This is a genomic window from Paenibacillus alba (assembly GCF_013204855.1).
In the GTDB taxonomy this organism is placed as follows: Bacteria; Bacillota; Bacilli; order Paenibacillales; family NBRC-103111; genus Paenibacillus_E; species Paenibacillus_E alba.
The window spans coordinates 12,312-28,693 of sequence record NZ_JABMKZ010000013.1; the positions used below are offsets into that span (position 1 = coordinate 12,312).

Genomic DNA, 16,382 nt, shown 5'->3' on the forward strand with positions numbered 1-16,382 from the left:
GCGGTTTTTTGTGTTGAACTTTTTTGTGAAATCTATTACATTTAGATAGAAAATAACGCTCAGCTAGCGGGGGTCCTTAAATGCTGTTAATGCCGATCAACATGTGTCATCCTGGAATGAGGCTGGCCAAGAATATTTACAACGACGATGGTATGGTGTTGTTGGCCGTTAACGTGGAGCTAACTCAGAGACTAATTGATCGGCTTTTTTCGTATGGTATCGATTATATCTACATAGAAGATTCAAGAACCGACGATGTCATTCAAGAAGACATCATCCAAGACGAAACGAGAACCAGAGCTGTCATCGAAATTCGAAATACATTCAAGAAAGTGATGGAGGATTCGAATAAGCGCGGGGCTGTCAGCTACTATGATATTGGAAGAAATTTTCGCGATGTAATGAGGATGATCATTGACGACTTAAGCGCCCATCAAGGTGCTATGGTTATGCTCAATAATATGAATATTAAAGATAATTATCTTTTCCAGCATTCCGTCAATGTGAGTATTTATGCGATTATGCTGGGGATCAGCTATGGCTACAGCCGCGAGAATTTGGAAACATTGGGTCTAGGCGCTTTGCTGCATGATATTGGCAAAACCAAAGTACCGCTCGGTATCCTGCGCAAGCCTTCGCAATTGACACCAGAAGAGTTCACAGAAATGAAAAACCACACGAATTATGGCTTTCAAATTCTGAAGGAAGAACCGAACATTCCGTTAATTTCGGCGCATTGCGCGCTTCAGCATCATGAACGTGTCAACGGAAGCGGTTATCCGCGTGGTCTGCAGGGGTCGGACATTAATGAATTTGCCAAATGGATCGGGCTCGTGGATTCCTATGATGCGATGACAACGACAAGAGTGTACAGAAGGCCGCTGCTTCCCCATGAAGCCATGGAGCAGTTGTTCGCTGGATCAACGACCATGTACGACCAGAGCCAAATCGCCTTGTTCCGCGACAAAATTGCCATCTATCCACTAGGAATTACCGTGCGGCTGAACACCGGCGAATACGGGATTGTTTCCAAGTTAAACATGGCCGTACCCCAAAGACCAATCGTACGCATCTTGCAGGATGAAGCGGGAACCGTATTGAAAGAGCCCTACGAAATTGATCTGTCCAAAAGACTTTCTGTCTTAATTTCAGAAATTGGCGAAATTAAAGTGGATGATCTGGGGACAGATCCGCATATACCGACACTTCTTTGAGATACAATATAGATAACGAACTAGAAGAACCTGGGCTCCCAGGTTCTTTTTGCGATAATCAAGGGGGTACGCTTGTGAGAGAATCGACGGTAAAAGGGAAGTTCTGGAGATGGGGATATGCCATGCACCGCTTCCGCTGGCTCGTATTGGCCATTGGCATAGTGCTGCTTCTCAGCTTTGCGATGTTTGCCCAGCAAACGCCTGGCATGTTGAAGGACAACGGCTTCACGCCCAAAGGCAGCGAGTCTGATCAGGGCTTCCTCCAGCTGCGAGATGAACTGGGTGTCCCGCTAACGCAGCTGAACCTGGTATATACAGCCGACGGGCTGGATATGACGGAAGAACGCCATCAACAAACGATCATGGCTTCACTGAATGAGTTAAAGCAGCTCCCTTATGTGGAAAGCGTGAAGTTCGTCACGACACCGCGCAATGAAGGTTATCGGAATGTACAAGCTGTCACGTTATCCCTGAAGCTGGATACCGATCCCGCTCTAGAGAAATACCCGGAACTTAAGGGACTTGTGCATCCGCCCAGTGGGATGAAGGTATATGTGACGGGCGGGCCTGCCATTTTGCATGATATGCAGGAAGCCAGCAAGCATGATATTGCTAAATCAGAAGCAATTGGCCTTCCGATTGCCCTTATCGTTTTATTGATTGTATTCGGAACCTTGGTTGCTGCGCTGCTTCCGATGATTGTCGGATTAATGAGCGTAACCTTGACGCTGGGCATCACGTATTTTATTGCGCAGCATCAATCCTTATCGAATTTTCTGCCTAATATGGTGACCATGCTAGGTCTGGCTGTCGGTATTGATTATGCGTTGTTTCTCGTTAGCCGATTTCGGGAAGAACTCAAGCGTCAGAGCAGTGTGGCGGAAGCGGTAGCTATGACATGCCAAACTGCGGGAAAATCGATTTTCTTTTCTGGCATCGCTGTCCTGATTGGATTAATCGGCATGCTGTTCGTTGATTTGACATTTTTTCGTTCCTTATGCCTAGGCGGCGTGATCGTTGTTTCGATTTCCGTAATCGTAGCGAATACGCTGCTGCTTTCTTTATTAGGCATTTTGGGGACAAAAATTAATTCTTTGCAAGTTTTGCCGAAGCGCTTTCGCAAACAAGAAACGTCCCGATTCTGGGAACGTATTGCTTATACCGTAATGAGACGGCCTGTTCTATTAGTTGTCCTCGTAGGCGGTGCTTTGCTGTATATGATGACACCTATCAGTCATATGAAGTTAAGCGTGCCTAATGCGGAAGTACTGCCACCGAACTATGAATCGCGGTACGGGGCTGATTTGCTCAAGGCTGCGTATGATCCGCGCATGACAGGCCCTATTCAAATCGTTGTCCATACGGGAGCCGAGGTATGGGATGAGACATCAATAGGGCTGATTCGTGCCTATAGCGAGCAGGTGAAAGGCGTATCCGGCGTGAAGGAAGTGCAGAGCTTCATTAGCTCACTGGGGCAGCATTCGGATCAAGATTTAGCCACAATGCTGAAGGATGCCAGTGTGAAGTCGAAGATCGAGGACAATCAAATAGCCAAGGGGCATACCGCGTTGTTGATTGTTGTCCCCGAGAAGGACACGGATGACCCTTCTACAGACGAGCTGGTACGCGAGCTGCGCCGTGTAAGCAATGATGGATTGGAGATAGCGGTCACAGGCGGACCTGCTTATCGTCTAGATATTATAGATCGTATCCAGAATGAAATACCGGCGGTACTGATTTTCGTTATGGGAATTACCTATATCGTCCTGCTTTTCGCTTTCCGATCTGTCTTGCTTCCGCTCAAAGCAGTGCTCATGAACATGCTGAGCTTAGGGGCAAGTCTGGGGATTGTGGTGTTAGTTTTTCAACACGGCTATTTGGCAGATCTCTTGCATATCACTTCGATCGGCTATATCAGTGCGACTTTGCCAGTGATTATCTTCTGTGTTGTCTTCGGGATATCCATGGATTACGAGGTGTTCCTCATTTCACGAATTATGGAGGAATACGAGCAAAGCGGTGACAACGATAAGAGTACGGCGGAAGGCCTTAAAAAAACGGGAAGCTTAATTACGAGCGCTGCTTTCATTCTCGTTGTGGTCGTAGGGTCTTTCATTTTCACGGATATCGAAATTATGAAGGCGCTTGGTCTAGGATTGGGTCTTGCGGTTCTAATTGATGCCACGATCGTTCGCGTCATGCTGGTTCCCGCTTTGATGAAATTGTTAGGCGATGCGAACTGGTGGGCGCCAAAATGGCTGCATATCCGAACAGATAAAGCGGCAGATAAGCCGTAATTGACACATACGGTCCTTGTGGCCGTTTTCTTTTTTTTCAATCATAAGTTACAATATAGGGCATAGGTATAGGCATGATAGCAACATTTGGGCAAGTGAATAGGAAATGATAGGTCAGGTGCAAACAGCATGAATATGAATGGAACACACTCCATCTTACCGGAGCTAACCCCGTCTTACGATCCGTGGGATCCGATTCGGTCTTATCGTAAATATGGGAAACATGTATTAACCAGTGTCGAATTGACCATAACAAATCTGTGCAATATGCGATGCGAGCATTGTGCGGTAGGGGATTCTCTTACCATGACAGAAGGACCTCGCATTCCTTTGCCGGTCATTTTGAATAAGCTTGACGAGGTCGAACATTTGGAGACAATCAGTTTGACAGGCGGAGAACCCTCCTATCATATCAAGATTGTCAAAGATTATATGCTCCCGATTCTCAAGTATGCACGCGAGCGCGGCATCCGTACGCAAATCAACTCGAATTTAACCCTTGATCTGGAACGATACGAGCTGCTTGCTCCTTACTTGGATGTGATGCATATCTCGTTCAATTATTTGAATGCCGATGATTTCCATCAGGTCGGCTTTGTGAATGCCCAGCGGCCAGTTGGACAAGAAACCGCGGCTCGGATGTATGAACGGATGGTTGAGAATACGATCGCGCTGAGCAAGGGCGGGCTGTATGTCTCAGCCGAATCCATGATTAATACGCGAACACATGAGAAGCTGCCGCAGATTCACGAGCTGATTAACGAGATGGGCTGTAAGCGGCATGAGGTTCATCCCATGTATGCGAGCTCATTCGCCTCGCATCTGCCGATGGTCTCTCTGGACGAGTTAAGAACGAGTATCCATCGGCTTCTAGACAGCCGCAACCCAGAGATGTGGATGCTGTTTGGGACTTTGCCTTTCTTCGCCTGCAATGAACTGCAGGAGGATCGATTGTTGGTCAAAAGGCTTCGCGAGGAGCCGAACGTAACGGTCAGGAATGACCCTGACGGCCGGAACCGGCTGAACGTTAGCACCTTTACAGGCGAAGTGTTCGTGACGGACTTTGCCAACGAACCGCCATTAGGCAGCATTCACGACGACGGTCTTGATACCATTTTTGCCCGTTGGGAGCATAATCCGTTGAATCAGCGTGTGAATTGTTTCTGCAGCGCGGCTTCATGCTGCGGCCCCAATCTTTTAGTAGCCGATTCGTATTACCGAACTGTTGATTTTAAGAACCGTAAAGCTATTATCTAAATCATCTATTTTGAAGGAGATATACGCAATTGCCACATACGTCCTTTGATTTCGGTACGATAGTTCTCAACCTAGTATTGGTCATTTTCCTAGTTTTGCTTAATGGTTTCTTCGTTGCTGCGGAATTTGCCCTTGTGAAGGTGCGTCAATCGCGTATTCAGCAGTTGGTTAATGAAGGCAGCGGCAAGGCCAAATTTGCCAGTACGGTAACGTCGCAGCTCGATACTTATTTGTCTGCTACCCAATTAGGGATTACACTTGCATCGCTTGGTCTGGGTTGGGTAGGCGAGCCGGCGATTGCTGATCTGATTATGGAACCTCTTTTTCACAAATTAGGTGTAGAAACTTCGGTGTATACAAACGCCGCATCTTTCATCGTTTCATTTGGATTCATTACCTTTCTGCATATCGTGCTTGGGGAGTTGGCACCGAAGTCATTCGCGATTCAAAAAGCGGAGTTAACCTCTCTGTGGCTCTCGGCACCTTTGCTTTATTTCTACAAGATATTTCGTCCGATCATTTGGCTGCTCAATGGAACGGCGAATAAATTTCTGTCCTGGGTCGGGGTTGAACCTGCCAGCGAGCATGAAGCGGCTCATACGGAGGAAGAAATTCGAATTCTGATGGATGAAAGCGTGAAGAGCGGTCACATTGATCGAGATGAAATGGTGCTGTTCGATAATATTTTCGAATTCTCCGAACGGATTGCCAGGGAAGTTATGCTGCCTAGAACGGACATGGATTGTCTGTTTCTGGAGCTTGGCTTTATTGAAAATTTGCGGATCGTCCATGAAACCAAACATACCCGATACCCTGTAGCTACACAGGATAAAGACACCATTGTTGGTTTTGTACATATTGTTGATCTACTGACAGCCGACCCGGATGTCGAACAGGAGATAAAAAGCTTTATCCGGCCTATTCTCAATGTTCCCGAGTCGATGGAAGTCAGTCGTGTTTTGAAATTGATGCAGAAAAAGCATTCTCAATTGGCGATCGTTGTGGATGAATACGGCGGTACAGCCGGACTCCTCACACTCGAGGACATCATGGAGGAAATCGTCGGTGAACTGCATGATGAATTTGATACCGACGAGCGCCCAGGTGTCGAAGTGAAGGAAAAGTATACATCCGTTGACGGGCGCGTTTTGATCGAAGACTTGAATGACATGCTTGATCTTGAAATTGAAGATGAGGATGTGGATTCGATCGGCGGCTGGTTGTTTAAGAAGCTCGAAGGCGCTCCTGTTAAAGGAAAAACCGTGGAGTTCGGCAATCATGTGTTTGAGATATCGGAAGTAGATCGCTTGCGAATCGTACGTATTCACATTACGAAAACAAACCAAGTTAAACCCGGAAATGAATAAGCGGAGGAATCCCTATGTCGCCTAAGACGGCCTTAATTATGGTGCTTGGCATGATTTTGCTTTACGGCTTGTTTACCATAGGGCTTCCCTTTCTACTCGCACTCGTGACGGCTATATTCTTGGACCCGTTGACGAGTCTCCTTACACGTGCCATCAAGGTGAACCGGTTTGTTGCAGCAACCATCATCAGTACATTGTTCACTTTGCTAACCTTGACATTGGTTTACTTCATCGGTTTGAATGTGGTCACAGAGATTATAGATCTCGGCCGCAAAGCGCCAAATTACATGGCTGAAGTCAATAAATATGTCGATCAGGCTGTCTTGAAAACGCAGGTATTCTACGATTCCTTGTCACCGGAAATGGCTGCGCAGGTACAAAGCTGGGTGGAGAAAAGCACAGCAACCTTAACAAGTGCTTTAACCGACGCCCTAACTGGGATTTCCGGATTTTTCTTGAATATGGCAGGGAAAATTCCGAATTTATTTATGTTAATGATCGTGTACGTCATCGCGTTGTATTTATTTATGTATAGCTTGCCTAAGCTGAAAATTGCCTTCCTCTCGATGTTTGAAGAGCAGACCAAAGATAAAATGGAACATGTGCTTGTCTATTTGCGGGAAGCTATTTTTGGCTTCATTCGGGCACAGCTCATCATGGCGGTATTGACGTATTTGGTTACGTTCATGGGGTTATTGCTGCTGAATGCGGAATATCCGCTGGCAATTTCGCTGCTGGTCATGGTCATGGAATTCGTTCCCGTCGTCGGTACAGGACTTGTCTTTATACCGTGGCTTACCTATCAACTGCTGCTTGGACATACAGGGATGGGTATTGGATTATTGATTCTGTTCCTCGTTTTGACGATATTCCGCAGGATTGTAGAACCTAAGGTGTTAAGCGATGCCGTTGGCATTAACGCGCTTGCGGCGCTGATTAGTTTGTATTTGGGTTTCGAGCTGTTGGGGATCACGGGACTATTTCTAGGTCCATTGGTCGTAATTATTTATCAGGCTATGCGCAAAGCAGGCTTGTTGAAATTAAACATTAAGCTGGACTAATCCGGCAGCTTGTTGAAACTGGTTGTCCTACCTATCTCGTTTACATGATCAAAAGTCCTTGCCTTGTTGCTGAACCGCAACCTGGCAAGGACTTTTTTCATTAAAATACCCGTTTAGCTCCCAAATATTTCGGTCCCCAATACGAGTTCATAAGTGCTTGTGGATAAATACCTGCGGAGCGTGTAGCCGATAGGAACTGGCCGTTCCCCATATAGAAGCCGACATGATCCACGACTCCGGGCGCAGCGATTGCGAAGAATACGAGGTCGCCTGGTTGCAATTGGCTTGTGCTGACAGATGTACCGCTGTCAAAAAGTGCCTTGGCGGTCGTCCGATCGGCAGGAATTCCAAATTTCTGAAACATGAAATAGATAAAGCCGGAGCAGTCGAAGCCTGCCGCGGTGCTGCCGCCCCATACATAAGGGACATGCTCATACGTAAGTGCATCTGCGAGCAACGCGCGTTTGGTTATGGCATGGGAAATACTGGTCTTCGTCGTCACATCAACAACACCTGTTTGCGGTAAAAGGTAAGCTCTCTGGTAATCCTTAACAGCTTGTGTCGTAATTGTTCCAAAGTAACCGGTTACCGTTGGATATGTAAAAAATCCGAGGGTTTTCAAATTTTGCTGCAGCTCAGATACGGAGGAACTGCTCATTCCTTGCGTAAGCTGCGTGCTGCTGGCGGCAGAAGCGGCTGCGGCAGATGCAGGCGATACAGGTACTAGACTGCTAACAGAAGCCGTCATTGCCAGTAAGGCGGCTAGAAGTAACTTGGATTTCATCATCATCATTCCCTCCTGTTGTCATTCATGGTGAAATGTCGTGAACTGATCTTATTGTAGCCGCTAACAATCGGATCAGACCAGTTGGAAATGTTGGAAATCATGTGATTTTGGCCAAGTCCTGCTGCATATAACGAACATATAGGCATTTGGCGCTATGGATGATTGCACGAAATTTGAAAATAGAGGAGGAGACCTATGCAATCGCAATTCAAAAAGTATTATCCCTACATTAGTCCTTTTGATCCTTGCCCGCCGGTCCGTGTGAAATTCTATAACACACCACCGCAATTGTATTTGAACTTTCAGCCTCCGGGATTGCCGCAATTCAGCCCCTACGAAGCTTTGAGAAAAGGGACTCTCTGGCCAGCGCTTTACGGACCGTATGAAGCCAAAGCCGTAGAAGGAGTGCGATAACGATGAGCCACGCTATGGTACCTGAGTCTTACTACAAGCAGCTTCATGATCTGCAAGCGGTAGATTTTGTTCTAGTCGAATTGACCTTATATTTGGATACGCATCCTGATGATATAGGGGCTTTGCAGCAATACAATCAATTCGCACAAAAGAGAATGCAGATAGCGAATCAATTCGAGCTGGAATTCGGTCCGCTAATGCCGTTCGGTCACGCCTATTCCAAACATCCGTGGCAGTGGGTAGAATCCCCTTGGCCATGGCAAGTCTGAGAAGGAGGACTAAGCATGTGGATTTATGAAAAAAAGCTGCAATATCCGGTTAGAGTCAGTAAATGCGATCCTCGCATGGCCAAACTTCTGCTTGAGCAATATGGCGGGGCAGATGGAGAGCTTGCCGCAGCACTGCGGTATTTGAATCAGCGGTATACAATTCCGGATAAGGTCGTCGGGCTGCTGACGGATATTGGCACAGAGGAATCAGTACATCATAGATGTAGATGATAATAAATCCTAGTATTTTCTAGGGTGTATCTCAATTTCAAACTGATTTTCTAGACCGCTCCATCGTCCACCTTTCTCTTTAGTGTAGATCACTTTAGAGAGGATAGAGCGAATCATGGCATTTTGTACCTCGGGGTCTTCTTCTAAGAAATAAGACTGGAGAACGTGTTCAATCTTTGGGATCGTCTCCTTAACAGCAGTAGCTTGATTTTCTTCTAAAGTAATTTCCTCTTTCACTTTTTCAATAACGTTATTGATTTCAGTCATCTCTCGTGTGATATCATTCATTCGTTCAAAGAACATTTCATGAGTGTAAACTTTCTTCTCAAGAAGGGTGTACACTTCTTTCTTTTGTTCTGTTAACTCTGAAAGTTTAGTGCCCAATCGTCTTAAAGTGTCCTGGTTTACCCTCAGCTTGATGTTATCTTTCTCAAGGTCCTCAGGTCGCGTTTCTAGCCATCGACTCTTATATTCGGCTAACCATTGCTTGAGGCCAAGTATTATCTTCTTTTCCACGATATCAAAATATGACCCTACATTTTTGCAGTACTGTGTAGAGCAAATTAATGAAGGAGGCGTTTGGTTATTTCTCCCTCTGTACGGTTTTCTTTGCATGGCCCCACCACACATACCACACCTGATGATACCGGCTAGGGGGTTTGACAGCTTCTTGCTAGGAGCAGATCTTTGCGGACTTCCGTAAAGAATCTCTTGCGCCTTATAAAAGGTGTCCTCACCAATAATCGCTGGGTGCAACCCTTTTTTATGAAAAAAGTCTGCTAACGATTTTCTAGGTCTACTCTTACTATCACGCTTCTTCTTTAGGGCTCTTTGACCCCACTTCACGTATCCAATGTAATGAATGTTGCGAAGCATACTATTTATCGTAGCGACAATCCACTTCTTCCCTTTTGCAGACGGAATTTGCTTCTCATTCAAGTAAGCTGCTATTAATGCAGTACCCATTCGCTTGGTAGGATCAGGGTCCGTGTATAGGCGAAATACAAGCTCCACGATAGGAGCCTGAGCAGGGTGCTTCTCAAGCGTAAACCCCTTACCAGGCAACTTAACTCGTGTGTAACCGTATGGAGCTATATTAGCTACGTATCTGCCCTCGTCTACGCCTCCCAGTCTACCGTCTTGCTGCCTGCGGTTAATCGTCTTAAACTCTCTACGGCTCATAAATAAACCAAATTCAAAATATTCTTCATCATCTCGATTGAGAGGGTTGTATATTCGCATCGGCGTTACAATTAACGTTTCGGAGAACTTAAAAGCTTGAGCAACAATTCCTTGATCCATCGTGTCGCCGCGAGCGAGACGTTCCACTTCTACAACTAATACGCCAGTCCATCTCTCATTCTCTACGTCCTCAAGCAAGCTGATGACTTCAGGTCTTTCTGTTATTCGTTCTCCAGATATAGGTTTTTCTCTGTATATCTTTGATAAGTTGATATTGTAACGAGTGGCCAAATCGAACAAGATTTTCTCATGACGCTTATATGTATCCCCTTCGCCGCGGGATTCGGCTTCTATATCAGCCCTTGATTTACGTAGATATCCACAGTAACGGCCCTCTGGTAACTTGAACAAGGCAACACTTCCTTTCACGATCTCGAATTCTTGAAGTTTTTTTTGACAAGATGTATATCAAAATACCCACAGGACAAGATGATACTGGGGTGATAATATGCAAAGGGAAAATGATATTTTATTTGTACAAGTAGTAGGTAGACGAATAGTCATACATACCAACGATGAAGCCATCATTGGATCATTGACAAACCAATTAGAAATGTTGCTGACAAATTACGGATTCGAGAAAGCTGACTCGAACAAGTTCGTACAAATGGATAAAATCTTGATCAAGGATAAGAAACAGAAGAAAGTGTTTTTCAATGAAGAGAGGACAAAGTTTTGCCCAATAACTAGGCCTAATATGAAAAAGTTCTTTTGGTAATCTTTGTTCTTTCTTTATGCGATTCGACAAATGTCGAAATTATTGTAAATTGTGTTACACTATTTGCTATATTTTCGACAGCCTTTTCTTACAATACATGTTATATTAATCTCATAGATATATTATAGAAAAAAAGCCCAATTACGACAAAATCCAGTATCATTATGCGAATGCTATGGTAAATGGTTGGAATAATATGGGTTATTTTCAGCGCCATATTTCATGTGTGCGAATTTATCAACCTAGAAAATGGAAAGGGTTGTATTTTTTTGAAAGCATAGGTTTAGTCAGGGCTAAAGTATTTCCCAGGGATCGGTAGAAATCTACCTCAACCATCTGCCTTTATTAAATCCACTCATTCAAGTCATCTGACGTGCATCCAAGAAAGTCTGCTGCCATCTTTCTTTTGATCACAGACAATCTACTCTTACCACTTATAACTTGTGATATGTACCCTTCGGTTACATTTAAGTGATCAGCAAGTTGCGCTTGAGTCATTGATGCTTTAGCGAGTAGCTCAGGCAAATGGCTTTTCCCAATTCGGGGTTCAGCCATGTTTTCACCTTATATTCAGTTTGTTGGAAATAACTTACTTGTAAGGAACGTTTGTTCGTATTAGAATGAGAACAATTACTTATTTTTCAATTTCTCAACTTCTAATTCCAAGTCAGCTAATCTATGGTTGAAGTACCTGGTACTTCCGCGGTTGTCATTTGCTTCTTCCGCCAATTCTTCGACCTTGGCGTTCGTGCTGCCAACCATTTGTATTAATGTTCCTATCATTTCTTCATTTCGGTCGAAACGTTTTTCGATAAGATCGATTTTCTTATCCATCTGTTCAAGAATGCTAAGTATTAAATCAATTTTTTTGTCACTCATTCAATGAACTCCTTTCATAAATTACATAATAGGCTGGTGCTGACATGGAGAAACTTATTCAGTTTTTGGAACATTCAGATGAAAAGAAGTATCTACAATTAATTCAAAATCTTTATCAAATAAGGGATGAAGAACTTAATGAATTTGCTAGTTCCCTTCATTTGTTAGTGCTTCAATCAAATCATCAATAATTTTTTTCTTGTGTTGAGGCAATTGAGAATATTTTTCCAAGACGGCGCTCTTAACTCGATTTTTTGTATCGTTTCCCGCTATTTCTTCCATTTCGATATAACCTGCTCTTTCAAGTAATTCATTTGGTGTTATACCTTTTAAGTATTTTGCTAAAGTCCTTAAATTCTCCGAACTGGTTTTGTGGGTTCCTGATTCAAGTCGATTGATTGTCGAGTGACTAACACCAGAGGCATCTGCCAATTGCCTCTGACTATCATAACCACTCTTTTCACGAAGCCTCGTAACATAAATACCCAATTCTTTTAAATTCACAAATAACACCACCATTTCTATCTTCATCATTATTTTATCAGTTAGTGTCTCAAACATGAAACAAAAAAAATGTTTCATTAGTGAAATTTTTTGTTGCACGCGTGATACGAACGTGTTAATATATGAATGTATCAAGCGTGAGACATGAAAGGGGGAGGCGAGTTGAAAGTCATCCTTATACCCGGTGTTTTGAAACAAATCCAAAATGAACTTAAAATGACAGATCAAGAATTCGCTGAATACTTAGGTGTATCAAGGAGTCAGTTATGGAGAGTGCAGTTGCCAGCGAACCATAAAAACTTTTCACTTGGCGAGGAGTTTATTGCTAAGATTTTGAATCGATTCTCACAGAAGATGTTTGAAGACTTTTTTTTAGTCACGGTGTCTCAAGAGTGTGACAGTGTGACTGCGTAGTTTCACAATAATAAAAAGGAGATGAACAAAGCAAATGGATGAACAACGAATTCGCGAAATCATTCAGGAAGAACTGGCGAGAAAGGAAGCCGCCGCTGTAACGGCAGCTAATGATTCCGCTGATACATTAACGGATTCGATCGTAAAAGCAATCACTGATTCTCTCTCCATTGATGGTAGCTTTCCAAAGCATTCATAATTAGCTCGATATTAATTTTCATCATACTCGCACTTAAGGCAACCATTGATTTTTCGTTATTAATATTTCCTTGCTCATCTTTTAATTTCTGGAACTCTTCATGGATTGTATTAGAAGAAAATGAAGATATATGGCTTACATAATTTTCAAAGAAAAAGTTCTTGAAATCATTAAAATCTCTCGACACGTTCTCACCTCCATTCTGTACAAATTTGGCAAGTTCTACAACTTACAATATTCGACAAGAATGGCAGGGAGTCCTGCAATATAACTCAGCCCAAAGGAGGCGAAATAAATTCTATGGCTGTCCCACTCGATCGGCTGCATACACTGGTTACAGACAATACGAACAGGAGTGATGCAGTTGTGAAGTCAACAGTTGTCGCCACCTATATGATCGAAGGAACGAAGGTTAAAATTTGCAGTGATCACTTCGTAAAAACCGAAGAAGAGAATGAAGAATGCATTAAAGAATTGTACAGACTTGCTTGGTTTATTATAGGCAGAGCAAGAGCAAGGGGGGTAGATGTTTAATTCTCTCCTGCGCTCAAGTGGGACGAGTAGTCTAGTCCAAGTTGATTCAATATTTTCCTGATATCAATCTTGATCTTCTTCATGCCCTTATTCATTCCCCTCATAAATAAAAAGTAACCCCCTGTGCATCAGAGGGTTCAGGAAGGGTGGTGATGGTAGCCGACCGATCAACCCTGTAAGTCATAATTGAATAGTATCATGTCTCGCACGCTTTTTCTGTAAACAAACAGTAACAAATTAGAAAAAAAAGGAAGGAGAATGAGTTGCTTTGAAGACAGCTGTAATGAAATGTGGAGCTATTATGCAAGCGTGCAGAGAACGTGCAGGTTTAACGCAAGAACAGTTGGCCGAGAAATTAAATCTTTCACGGATTTCGGTAATCAACTATGAAAAGGATAAAAGAATACCAAACGCTCCAACTTTGATGAACTGGGTTGCAGCTACTGGATCTCAAGAGGTAGCTGTAGCATTTTTTTGTGGGATGGACGGTTTATCGATCATGCAGAGCATTTTGGGTTTGGTAGGAAGTTAATGTGGAGGGATGAAACAATGTTTTCTACGATGCTTATAAATTCAGGATTTAATTCAGGAGTTGTTTATGCAAGTGGGATAATGAAAGCCCACGATGTCATGAGAATGGCTGCTGACTTCCGCGCTCAGGAAACAATCAGTGCTATGACTCAGCGGATTCTCATTGAAAACGGAGTACCAGTAAACGAAGAAATAGCCACCGCTGGACACGATGACTATTCCGAATTTAATACATATGAAACAAATTGTGACTTTAGTATACCCTCGATGTCTTCGGATGGCAAGGGGGTAATGGTGAATGCCTAAGAATAAGTACGATCCTGATCTTCATTCCAAAAAATTTAACAAGACAAAGGCTACAGCGTTCTTTAAGGCAGTTCTTGGAACGGCAAAAGGAATTGAGCCAGGCAATGGGTATAGTCAATCGTTTTACGTTCAGACAGGCATGGTACGCTGCCACGCATGGGTAGCATCTTATGAAAGAGATATTTATATGCAAATAGGGATTAACGGCCATATCATCGCATCTTATCATTTTGATTTTGATTCATTTGAACCGAATTATAAACGAGTTGACAGTGATTCTCGCCATGAAACGAGAAAAGAATTTCACCGGATTCGTGATGAGTTCAAACAGGAAATGATTGAAAGAGGATTTTTGAGGGATGGACGATAGTTTTAACAATCTCGTGGAGGATGCGCTATGGCGTATCCTGGGCGATGCTGTTAAGCATCAGGGAGGTTTTCCAATGTACATATTTAAGGGTGATAGGGTCCGGCTTGTTTCCGGCAAGACGGGAGAAGTTACCGAAACATGGGGCATAGCACGTACCTTCATACGCTTATTATGTGATTCTGACGGTAAAACTATTCCTGTTTTCGCGACTGATGTCGTCGAAGTGAGACGTGCCAAACCATCAGTTACTACTAAAGGTAATAAACGGGGGAGGTGAAGCACAATGCATGGAATTGATATTAACACTTTATCAGGCGGGGCGGTAGCCGAGCGCATCAATCGGGAGTTACAAAGGGTTGCCGAGAATATCCTTGATCCGAACACAAATGCGGCTGTAGCAAGAACGGTAACAGTCACAATTAAGATAAAGCCGGATGAATCAAGACAAATTGGTGTTACTGACATTCAAATCAAATCTGGTTTGGCTCCAACAAGAGGCATACCTGCGCAATTCATTTTTGATTACGGCAAAGACGGTAAGGCAGTTATGGCCGAGCTTCGCTCCAGTGAACGCAATCAATTTATGGTTGATGACGATGGTGATGTAGCAGACGACCGCGGAAAGAAAGTCGTGAATGGCAACTTTAGATAAATTAAATTGGAGGTAATTCAAATCATGATCAAAGAAGCATTACAGTATGTAATCGAAGCTTTTACCGCTGAGACAAAAGAAATTTCTGGACAGATGTATTCCACTCAACCACTCGCTCTAGTAAAGAAGGCAATGCCAAATGCGGTTCACCTTAATAACTTAACTGGCCTAGTAGATTATATTAAAGCCAATTATGATGAGCAACCGCCTGTCTTAATTCAAGTGGCAAGCCCGACTGAAGTTAACGTTTTGAGCACTTTCAATCGTGACATGAATCGAAACCATCTAATCAAGTCAACTGCTTTGCTGCCTAATATTCCTTTCGAAAAATTTCATGATGTCGAAGCTTTTAATATTTTGCTCCAATCCTGTTTCGTAGCCAACGATCATCGCGATGCTTTGTTAAAGGTTGTAGGAAACATCAAAGAAGAGACAGTTCAATCTGTAGGGGATGATGGCATTTCCCAGCAAGTGACTGCAAAAACAGGTATCGCAACTGTTGCTCCTGTAGTAGTTCCTAATCCAGTTTATTTAAAACCATTCCGAACATTCGTAGAAGTTACACAGCCGGAAAGTGCTTTTGTCTTCCGTATGCAGAATGGACCAAGGGCGGCTTTGTTCGAAGCTGACGGAGGAGCATGGAAGCTACAGGCTATATTAGAAATCAAAAGATATTTGGAGCATGAGCTCCGAACAGAGATTGACAATGGCCGTGTGATTATCATTGCTTAGCTTATATAGCATTCTAGCAGGGATCATTCCTTGCTAGAATGCATCCTAAAAACGGGAGGGATAAGGATGTTACAAGATGCCTTGCAAAAGATAGGTACAGAAATAAGTGCTGAAAAGAAGAATAAGTATGCTCCAGCCGTGGGAAGTTTTTTAATAAACCATTTACGTAATAATCCTCAAGATGCAGGAAATATTTTGACAGAAGGAAAAACTATCGCTGGAAGCCTTAAAGCGATGAGAGAAGAAGCCCAGAAGAATCAGGATGGCGGCATTGGAATGTTGTCGGATGAAGAGGCTTTTAACATTGTTCTAAAATACTATGGAATTCATGTTAATGAAAAAGTCCCTGTAACTATGTCTAAAGTGGCAAATTTTGATATCTCGCTTGATGATTTAATGTAAGG

Annotated in this window: 21 protein-coding genes and 1 pseudogene; 17 read left to right on the forward strand and 5 right to left on the reverse strand. The window is 43.4% G+C overall.

All coding sequences use genetic code 11. From position 1 onward, the window contains the following. The first annotated feature begins 80 nt into the window (after positions 1 to 80). From HQN90_RS17370 to ytvI, 5 genes are all read left to right on the forward strand, one after another. Entirely contained in the window at positions 81 to 1,214 is a 1,134-nt protein-coding gene (locus tag HQN90_RS17370; RefSeq protein ID WP_173220945.1) for an HD-GYP domain-containing protein, read from the forward strand. 74 nt (positions 1,215 to 1,288) lie between these two features. Next, positions 1,289 to 3,511, forward strand: coding sequence for an MMPL family transporter (locus HQN90_RS17375; RefSeq protein ID WP_338042338.1), 2,223 nt, complete (start codon positions 1,289 to 1,291; stop codon positions 3,509 to 3,511). Positions 3,512 to 3,640: 129 nt separating this feature from the next. Then, positions 3,641 to 4,768, forward strand: a complete 1,128-nt coding sequence (yfkAB, locus tag HQN90_RS17380; protein WP_173220947.1) for a radical SAM/CxCxxxxC motif protein YfkAB — start codon at positions 3,641 to 3,643, stop codon at positions 4,766 to 4,768. A gap of 29 nt (positions 4,769 to 4,797) precedes the next feature. Further along, positions 4,798 to 6,135: a hemolysin family protein gene (locus HQN90_RS17385; RefSeq protein WP_173220949.1), complete on the forward strand. Its 1,338-nt coding sequence runs from the start codon at positions 4,798 to 4,800 to the stop codon at positions 6,133 to 6,135. Positions 6,136 to 6,149: 14 nt separating this feature from the next. After that, a complete protein-coding gene (gene ytvI / locus HQN90_RS17390; RefSeq protein ID WP_173220951.1) occupies positions 6,150 to 7,196 on the forward strand; it encodes a sporulation integral membrane protein YtvI in 1,047 nt (348 codons plus the stop codon). A 100-nt stretch (positions 7,197 to 7,296) separates the two neighbouring features. On the opposite strand, the gene HQN90_RS17395 is transcribed toward ytvI, so the two are convergent. Continuing rightward, entirely contained in the window at positions 7,297 to 7,983 is a 687-nt protein-coding gene (locus tag HQN90_RS17395) for a C40 family peptidase (protein WP_246362552.1), read from the reverse strand. 195 nt (positions 7,984 to 8,178) lie between these two features. Between HQN90_RS17395 and HQN90_RS17400 the strand changes: the two genes are divergently transcribed. The 3 genes and pseudogenes from HQN90_RS17400 to HQN90_RS17410 all read left to right on the forward strand — a co-directional run. Then, positions 8,179 to 8,397, forward strand: coding sequence for a spore coat associated protein CotJA (locus HQN90_RS17400; protein ID WP_173220953.1), 219 nt, complete (start codon positions 8,179 to 8,181; stop codon positions 8,395 to 8,397). Between the two features lie 2 nt (positions 8,398 to 8,399). Continuing rightward, positions 8,400 to 8,666, forward strand: a complete 267-nt coding sequence (locus HQN90_RS17405) for a spore coat protein CotJB (protein ID WP_173220955.1) — start codon at positions 8,400 to 8,402, stop codon at positions 8,664 to 8,666. Between the two features lie 15 nt (positions 8,667 to 8,681). Further along, positions 8,682 to 8,882 (forward strand): annotated as a pseudogene (locus tag HQN90_RS17410) (manganese catalase family protein); the annotation flags it as partial. A gap of 24 nt (positions 8,883 to 8,906) precedes the next feature. On the opposite strand, the gene HQN90_RS17415 reads toward HQN90_RS17410, so the two are convergent. The 4 genes from HQN90_RS17415 to HQN90_RS17430 form a co-directional block, all read right to left on the reverse strand. Further along, a complete protein-coding gene (locus tag HQN90_RS17415; protein ID WP_173220959.1) occupies positions 8,907 to 10,490 on the reverse strand; it encodes a recombinase family protein in 1,584 nt (527 codons plus the stop codon). Positions 10,491 to 11,202: 712 nt separating this feature from the next. After that, entirely contained in the window at positions 11,203 to 11,412 is a 210-nt protein-coding gene (locus tag HQN90_RS39975; RefSeq protein ID WP_173220961.1) for a helix-turn-helix domain-containing protein, read from the reverse strand. Between the two features lie 75 nt (positions 11,413 to 11,487). Next, positions 11,488 to 11,736 carry a hypothetical protein gene (locus tag HQN90_RS17425; RefSeq protein ID WP_173220963.1) on the reverse strand — a complete coding sequence of 83 codons (249 nt, stop codon included), beginning with the start codon at positions 11,734 to 11,736 and terminating at the stop codon, positions 11,488 to 11,490. 147 nt (positions 11,737 to 11,883) lie between these two features. Further along, the gene (locus HQN90_RS17430) at positions 11,884 to 12,240 is read right to left on the reverse strand and encodes a helix-turn-helix domain-containing protein (RefSeq protein WP_173220965.1); all 357 of its coding nucleotides are present in this window, start codon (positions 12,238 to 12,240) and stop codon (positions 11,884 to 11,886) included. A gap of 162 nt (positions 12,241 to 12,402) precedes the next feature. On the opposite strand from HQN90_RS17430, the gene HQN90_RS17435 reads away from it, so the two are divergent. The 9 genes from HQN90_RS17435 to HQN90_RS17475 all read left to right on the forward strand — a co-directional run bounded on the left by HQN90_RS17435 (position 12,403) and on the right by HQN90_RS17475 (position 16,380). After that, positions 12,403 to 12,654: a hypothetical protein gene (locus HQN90_RS17435; RefSeq protein ID WP_173220967.1), complete on the forward strand. Its 252-nt coding sequence runs from the start codon at positions 12,403 to 12,405 to the stop codon at positions 12,652 to 12,654. 34 nt (positions 12,655 to 12,688) lie between these two features. Beyond that, the gene (locus HQN90_RS17440; protein WP_173220969.1) at positions 12,689 to 12,853 is read left to right on the forward strand and encodes a hypothetical protein; all 165 of its coding nucleotides are present in this window, start codon (positions 12,689 to 12,691) and stop codon (positions 12,851 to 12,853) included. Positions 12,854 to 13,153: 300 nt separating this feature from the next. After that, positions 13,154 to 13,387, forward strand: a complete 234-nt coding sequence (locus tag HQN90_RS17445; protein WP_173220971.1) for a hypothetical protein — start codon at positions 13,154 to 13,156, stop codon at positions 13,385 to 13,387. Between the two features lie 268 nt (positions 13,388 to 13,655). Beyond that, positions 13,656 to 13,919, forward strand: coding sequence for a helix-turn-helix domain-containing protein (locus HQN90_RS17450; RefSeq protein WP_246362554.1), 264 nt, complete (start codon positions 13,656 to 13,658; stop codon positions 13,917 to 13,919). A gap of 17 nt (positions 13,920 to 13,936) precedes the next feature. Then, complete coding sequence (locus tag HQN90_RS17455; RefSeq protein WP_173220973.1) at positions 13,937 to 14,224, forward strand: hypothetical protein; 288 nt, start codon at positions 13,937 to 13,939, stop codon at positions 14,222 to 14,224. Further along, complete coding sequence (locus HQN90_RS17460) at positions 14,217 to 14,594, forward strand: hypothetical protein (RefSeq protein ID WP_173220975.1); 378 nt, start codon at positions 14,217 to 14,219, stop codon at positions 14,592 to 14,594. Before HQN90_RS17455 ends, HQN90_RS17460 begins: the two co-directional genes overlap by 8 nt. Before the next feature lie 283 nt (positions 14,595 to 14,877). Beyond that, entirely contained in the window at positions 14,878 to 15,246 is a 369-nt protein-coding gene (locus HQN90_RS17465) for a replication terminator protein (RefSeq protein ID WP_173220977.1), read from the forward strand. A 24-nt stretch (positions 15,247 to 15,270) separates the two neighbouring features. Continuing rightward, positions 15,271 to 15,978, forward strand: coding sequence for a hypothetical protein (locus HQN90_RS17470; RefSeq protein ID WP_173220979.1), 708 nt, complete (start codon positions 15,271 to 15,273; stop codon positions 15,976 to 15,978). Positions 15,979 to 16,044: 66 nt separating this feature from the next. After that, positions 16,045 to 16,380 carry a hypothetical protein gene (locus HQN90_RS17475; protein ID WP_173220981.1) on the forward strand — a complete coding sequence of 112 codons (336 nt, stop codon included), beginning with the start codon at positions 16,045 to 16,047 and terminating at the stop codon, positions 16,378 to 16,380. Positions 16,381 to 16,382 lie beyond the last annotated feature (2 nt).